This is a genomic window from Mesorhizobium sp. M7A.T.Ca.US.000.02.2.1 (assembly GCF_003996995.1).
In the GTDB taxonomy this organism is placed as follows: Bacteria; Pseudomonadota; Alphaproteobacteria; order Rhizobiales; family Rhizobiaceae; genus Mesorhizobium.
Genome location: NZ_RZTT01000409.1, coordinates 1 through 5221 on the forward strand (window position 1 = coordinate 1; position 5221 = coordinate 5221).

Annotated in this window: 8 protein-coding genes; all 8 read right to left on the bottom strand. The window is 63.1% G+C overall.

What is annotated here, in order from left to right:
- Nucleotides 1-208: glycogen debranching N-terminal domain-containing protein (locus EOD15_RS27885; protein WP_148129659.1), on the bottom strand; the 208-nt coding region annotated here is incomplete at its 3' end.
- Nucleotides 209-258: 50 nt separating this feature from the next.
- Nucleotides 259-1320, bottom strand: a complete 1062-nt coding sequence (locus tag EOD15_RS27890) for a glycosyltransferase family 4 protein (RefSeq protein ID WP_127409032.1) — start codon at nucleotides 1318-1320, stop codon at nucleotides 259-261.
- Between the two features lie 114 nt (nucleotides 1321-1434).
- A complete protein-coding gene (locus tag EOD15_RS27895; RefSeq protein ID WP_127322321.1) occupies nucleotides 1435-1812 on the bottom strand; it encodes a DoxX family protein in 378 nt (125 codons plus the stop codon).
- A 62-nt stretch (nucleotides 1813-1874) separates the two neighbouring features.
- A complete protein-coding gene (locus tag EOD15_RS27900; protein WP_127322320.1) occupies nucleotides 1875-2333 on the bottom strand; it encodes a carboxymuconolactone decarboxylase family protein in 459 nt (152 codons plus the stop codon).
- A 43-nt stretch (nucleotides 2334-2376) separates the two neighbouring features.
- On the bottom strand, nucleotides 2377-2880 hold the full coding sequence (locus EOD15_RS27905) for an Rrf2 family transcriptional regulator (RefSeq protein ID WP_127322319.1): 504 nt from the start codon (nucleotides 2878-2880) through the stop codon (nucleotides 2377-2379).
- Between the two features lie 321 nt (nucleotides 2881-3201).
- Complete coding sequence (locus EOD15_RS27910) at nucleotides 3202-3429, bottom strand: hypothetical protein (RefSeq protein ID WP_245463779.1); 228 nt, start codon at nucleotides 3427-3429, stop codon at nucleotides 3202-3204.
- 86 nt (nucleotides 3430-3515) lie between these two features.
- Nucleotides 3516-4829 carry an NAD-dependent dihydropyrimidine dehydrogenase subunit PreA gene (gene preA, locus EOD15_RS27915; RefSeq protein WP_127322318.1) on the bottom strand — a complete coding sequence of 438 codons (1314 nt, stop codon included), beginning with the start codon at nucleotides 4827-4829 and terminating at the stop codon, nucleotides 3516-3518.
- Nucleotides 4830-4831: 2 nt separating this feature from the next.
- Nucleotides 4832-5221 (bottom strand): FAD-dependent oxidoreductase (locus tag EOD15_RS27920; RefSeq protein WP_185929100.1); only part of this gene is annotated, 390 nt, incomplete at its 5' end.

A 5221-nucleotide genomic window follows, 5' to 3' on the forward strand; every position in this document is an offset into this window, starting at 1 on the left:
CGACGGTCAGGCGGAACTCGGAAAGAACCCGTGTGTCGTCGCGAAAGAAACCGTCGCCGGCTCCACGTATGTCGCCATAGGCGTCGGCAACCGCGAAGCAATCGCCCTGTTTGAGCGCAAACAGCCGATGCGGCTCGCGAGGTGCGGTGGCGTCGAGCGATGCAAGCGCAACCGCAGGATCGAGCTGGCGCTCATCGAGTTGGGCCATTCGTCAAAGATCCCTGTTGTTTCGTTGCCGTGGCTCGAGCACGTCGCTGCTCAAGACGCCTTCGCCGCGCTCGGGACGCCGATCAGGCCCGCATAGGCGGCCAGATAGTCGCCGGCCATTCTTCGAGCGGAAAAACGCTTTTCAAAAACGGCCCTCACCTTGCGCCTGTCGAGCTGCAGCAAAGCAGGCACCGCGGCGACCGCTCCATCCAGCGTGTCAGCGATGAAACCGGTCACGCCTTGATCGATGATCTCGGGCAGCGCACCGCAATTCCAGGCGATCACCGGCGTACCGCAGGCCATGGCCTCGATGGCGGCGAGCCCGAACGGCTCCGGCCAGTCGATCGGGAACAGCAGGCCGGCCGCCTTGCCGAGAAATTCCGCCTTCTGGTCCTCCTCGATCTCGCCGACATAGACGATGCGATAGCCGTCGATCAACGGTTCGACCACCTCGTGGAAATAGGCGCGGTCGTCGTCGCCGATCTTTGCCGCAAGCTTCAGCTTGAGCCCCGACCGCAAGGCGATCTCGATGGCGCGGTCCGGGCGCTTGTCGCGTGAGAACCGGCCGAGGAAGGCAAGGTAGGGTTCTTCCGCCGTCGTCTCGAAAGTCGGTTCGTAGAGAGTGGTCGGCAGCCCGTGATGGATCGTCGCCAGCCAATTGGCCTTGGCAAGGCCCGCCTTCTGGCTGTGCGAAATGGAAATCAGGGGAAAACGCGGAAACCGTTCATAGGCCGGCGCCAGGTCCACATAATCCAGCCTGCCATGCGGCGTCGTCACCGTGCGGTCGGCGAGATCCTCGAAGAAGGAAAAGTGCAGGAAATGGCTGAGGTGGAAGTGGATGACATCGAACTCCGACGCCCGGTCCCTCACCTGAGCAAGCATCGAAAGATGCGCAGCGATCTCGGATTTGAGCGGACGCGGATCGAGGCGCAGCGCGCGTTCCCGGCTGGCTACCAGCGTCGCGGAAGTCTGGCTGTCGCCACTGGCGAACAGCGTCACCTCATGGCCCAGATCGACCAGCGCTTCGGTTAGATACGAGACGATGCGCTCGGTGCCGCCATAGAGCCTTGGCGGCACCGATTCATAAAGCGGCGCGACATGGGCGATTTTCATATTCCATCCTGGATGCTGGGCATGCAGGTGTGAAATGCGTCAACGCCTCGATTGGTTCCGATTTTATGATCGAGCCGTCGGCACCAGAGGCCGCAGTCGGCATGCAACTGTGCGTCAAACGGATTGCGCGATCAGGGTCAGAAAGCCACCGCTCAGGGCGACATTGCCGACGAAGCCATTGATGCGGGACGCACGATCCGGGCCCTGATGGTCCCAAAAATTGTGGAACATCGGCGTGGCAACGATCAGGAACACCAGCAGCACCGCGGCCGCGATTGCCGTCCACAATCCTGCGATGACCAGCACGCCGGCGGCGATCTGAAGCACGATGCCGAGCCACAGCGCCAATCTTGCCTGCGGCACGCCGCGCGCAGCCATCATCTGGGTCAGGAAGGCCGCGTTCTGGATGTTGCGCAGGCCGGCGAAGACGAAGGCGCCGCCGAGCAACAGGCGCGCGAGAAACAACAAGGTTGAAGGCAAATCGGCAGGCATCAAACGCTCCCTTGGAAAGTGGAGCGCCGCCTTTCGACGGCGCTCCCAACATAACTGGACAATTAGGCGGCCTTGGCCGCCGGCATCGGGTGAATGGCCTGGAACGGAATGCACAGCCGGTTCCAGGTGTTGATCATGCCGAGCGCAACGGACAGCTTGACCAGTTCCTCTCCCGAGAAATGCTCGAGCGTCTTTGCATAGAGTTCGTCCGGCACGCCATTGTTGGCGATCAGGGTGACGGCCTCGGTCCAGGCCAAGGCGGCGCGTTCGCGCTCGGAAAACAGCGGCGATTCCTTCCAGGCTGAAACCAGGTAGAGCCGCTGCTCGGTCTCGCCGTCGCGCCTCGCCTCGCGGCTATGCATCTCGACGCAGTACGAGCAGCCATTGATCTGCGACGCTCTGAGCTTGATCAGGTGCAGCAGGCTCACCTCGAGCCCGCATTCGTCCACCGCCTTGTTGAGCGCCGACACGGCCTTCATGATCTCCGGCGCCTTGGCGAAAAATTGCAGCCTCTGTTTCATCTTCTTGTCCTTTCAAATCTGCCTGGGTTTGGGTCGGCGGGGGTTAACTGGATTTCTGCGGCCGCTGGTGGCGCTCGACGAAGGCGCAGCTCGCGGCAAGCGACCTGGGATCGCCTTCTGCCGCATAGGTGGCCACGATATCGGACAGTTTGGTCTCGGCGAGCGCGGCGCGATAGGCGCGCTCGGCCTTCAGCATCGCGGCGTTGATGCCGCAGGGTTTGACATAGGCCGATGCATCGAGCTTCACCGGACCGCGCTGGCGGATCTCGCCGCAACGGAAAGCCGGCTCGCGGCCCTCGACGGCCAGCACGATGTCGAGCAGCGTGATGCGCTCGGCCGGCCGCGCCAGCCGATAGCCACCGGCAGGCCCGGGCACCGATTCCAAAATGCGCGCGGCGCTCAGCATGTTGAGATGCTTCAGCAGATAGCTAGGCGACAGGCCAAAGGCCTCGGCGAGAGCAGCGCCAGGCATGGTGCTCTTCCCCTCCACACTCGCCAGCGTGGCAGCGCAATGGATGGCTGCCTCAACGCCCTCGCCCAGCTTCATTGGATCGGCTCCTTTATCGTGGATACATAGTATCGTGGATAATTCTTATCTGCAATAGGAAAATGCAGAGTCGTCCGCTTTCGAAAAAGGAATACGTTGGCGGTTGGCGAAATCGGCGATGCCAGCGTCTTTCTCCCCGTCACTATACGGGGAGAAATGCCCGGCAGGGCAATGAGGGGCGGCGCCAACTTTGAGATGAGATGCGGGCGACTGGTGGGCAGATCATCCCAAAGGTCGCGCTGCCCTTCATCGCCCTGCCGGGTGTCCAGCCGATAGATGGGTAACAGTTTGAACCGGATACATAGGTAACAGTTTTCCCTCTTATGATGGGTTCGCGGCAGCGCCAAGCGGTTGGGTTGGCGCGGCGCTGCGGCGAACCAGTTTCCTGTGCTTGTGGTCGATGAAGCCGAGCGGATGGGCATGGAAGCGCACCGCCCATTGGCCGTTCTCAGTCTCTTCGATGGCAATCGGCTCGCCTGCCAGCGTGGCCGAGACGTAGATCTCTGCGCCCTGCCATTTGACGGCGCCGTTCTGGCGCACGCTGCGCACCGCCGCCTCGGCCGGATAGTCCGGCTCGGGGATCGTCTTAGGCAGAGAAGCTGCTGCGCCCTCGGCGCTCTTCTCGTGACGTGTCCCTATTCCGCAGCCACCTTGGCCATCGGATTGTTCGGGTGCGTCGTCCAGTTGGCATAGACCGGCGATACCGGCCTCCCAGTGCGCTGGTCCATCACGCCGGCTGCCAGCGGCTCCATGGTGATGCAGTTCTCGACCGGGCAGACATTGACGCAGAGATTACAGCCGACGCATTCGGCCTCGATCACCTCGAAGTGCCTGATACCGTCGACCATGCTGGTGATCGCCTGGTGCGAAGTGTCCTCGCAGGCGATGTGGCAGCGGCCGCATTTGATGCAGGCTTCCTGGTCGATACGCGCCTTGGCGACGTAGTTCAGGTTGAGATACTGCCAATCGGTCACATTGGGCGTGGCGCGGCCGACGATGTCGTTGAGCGAGGCGTGCCCCTTCTCGTCCATCCAGTTTTCGAGGCCCGCGATCATTTCCTGCACGATCTTGAAGCCATAGGTCATCGCCGCCGTGCACACCTGCACATTGCCGGCGCCGAGCGCCATGAATTCGGCCGCGTCACGCCAGGTGGTGATGCCGCCGATGCCGGAGATCGGCAGGCCGCGGGTTTCGGGATCGCGCGCGATCTCGGCCACCATGTTCATGGCGATCGGCTTCACCGCCGGGCCGCAATAGCCGCCATGCGAGCCCTTGCCGTCGATTGTCGGCTGCGGCGCGAAGCTGTCGAGGTCGACACCGGTGATTGAATTGATGGTGTTGATCAGCGACACCGCGTCGGTGCCGCCGGCATGTGCCGCCCGTGCGGGCTTGCGCACATCGGTGATGTTGGGCGTCAGCTTGGTGATGACGGGCATGCGGGTGTTCTGCTTGCACCAGCGCACCACCATTTCGATATATTCCGGCACCTGGCCGACAGCCGCGCCCATACCGCGCTCCGACATGCCGTGCGGGCAGCCGAAATTGAGCTCGATGCCGTCGGCTTCGGTCTCCTCGACCACCGGCAGGATCGCCTTCCAGGCCTCCTCGACGCAAGGCACCATCAGCGAGACGACGATGGCGCGGTCGGGCCAGTCCTTCTTGACCTGCTTGATCTCGCGCAAATTGACCTGCAGGTCGCGGTCGGTGATCAGCTCGATGTTGTTGAGGCCGAGCAGGCGGCGGTCGGCGCCCCAGATCGCGCCATAGCGCGGGCCGTTGACGTTGACCACCGGCGGGCCTTCCTCGCCGAGCGTCTTCCACACCACGCCGCCCCAGCCGGCCTTGAAGGCGCGGATGACGTTGTAGGCCTTGTCGGTCGGCGGCGCCGAGGCAAGCCAGAACGGATTGGGCGACTTGATGCCGACGAAATTGTTTCTGATATCTGCCATGCTCATGCCCTCCCGTTCGAGGTCAGTGCCCGGTTGATGCTCTCCGCAGCGTCGCGCCCCTGCGCGACCGCCGAGACGGTGAGGTCGTCGCCACCGAAGATGCAGTCGCCGCCGGCCCAGACCCTGGCAAGCGACGTACGCCCTTCCGCATCCACCTTGATGCGGCCGGCTTCGAGATCGATCGACGCACCGCTGCCGTTGAGGGCTGCCGGCACAAAACTCTGTCCGATCGCCTTGAACACCTGGTCGGCAACGAGCGTCAGGGTCTCGCCGGTGCCGGCAAGCCTGTCGCCGTTCATGGCGGTGTATTCGAGTTCGACGCCCGACACTTTGCCGCCCTCGGAGATCACCCGCTTCGGCTGCAGCCAGTGGCGGATGGTGACGCCATTTGC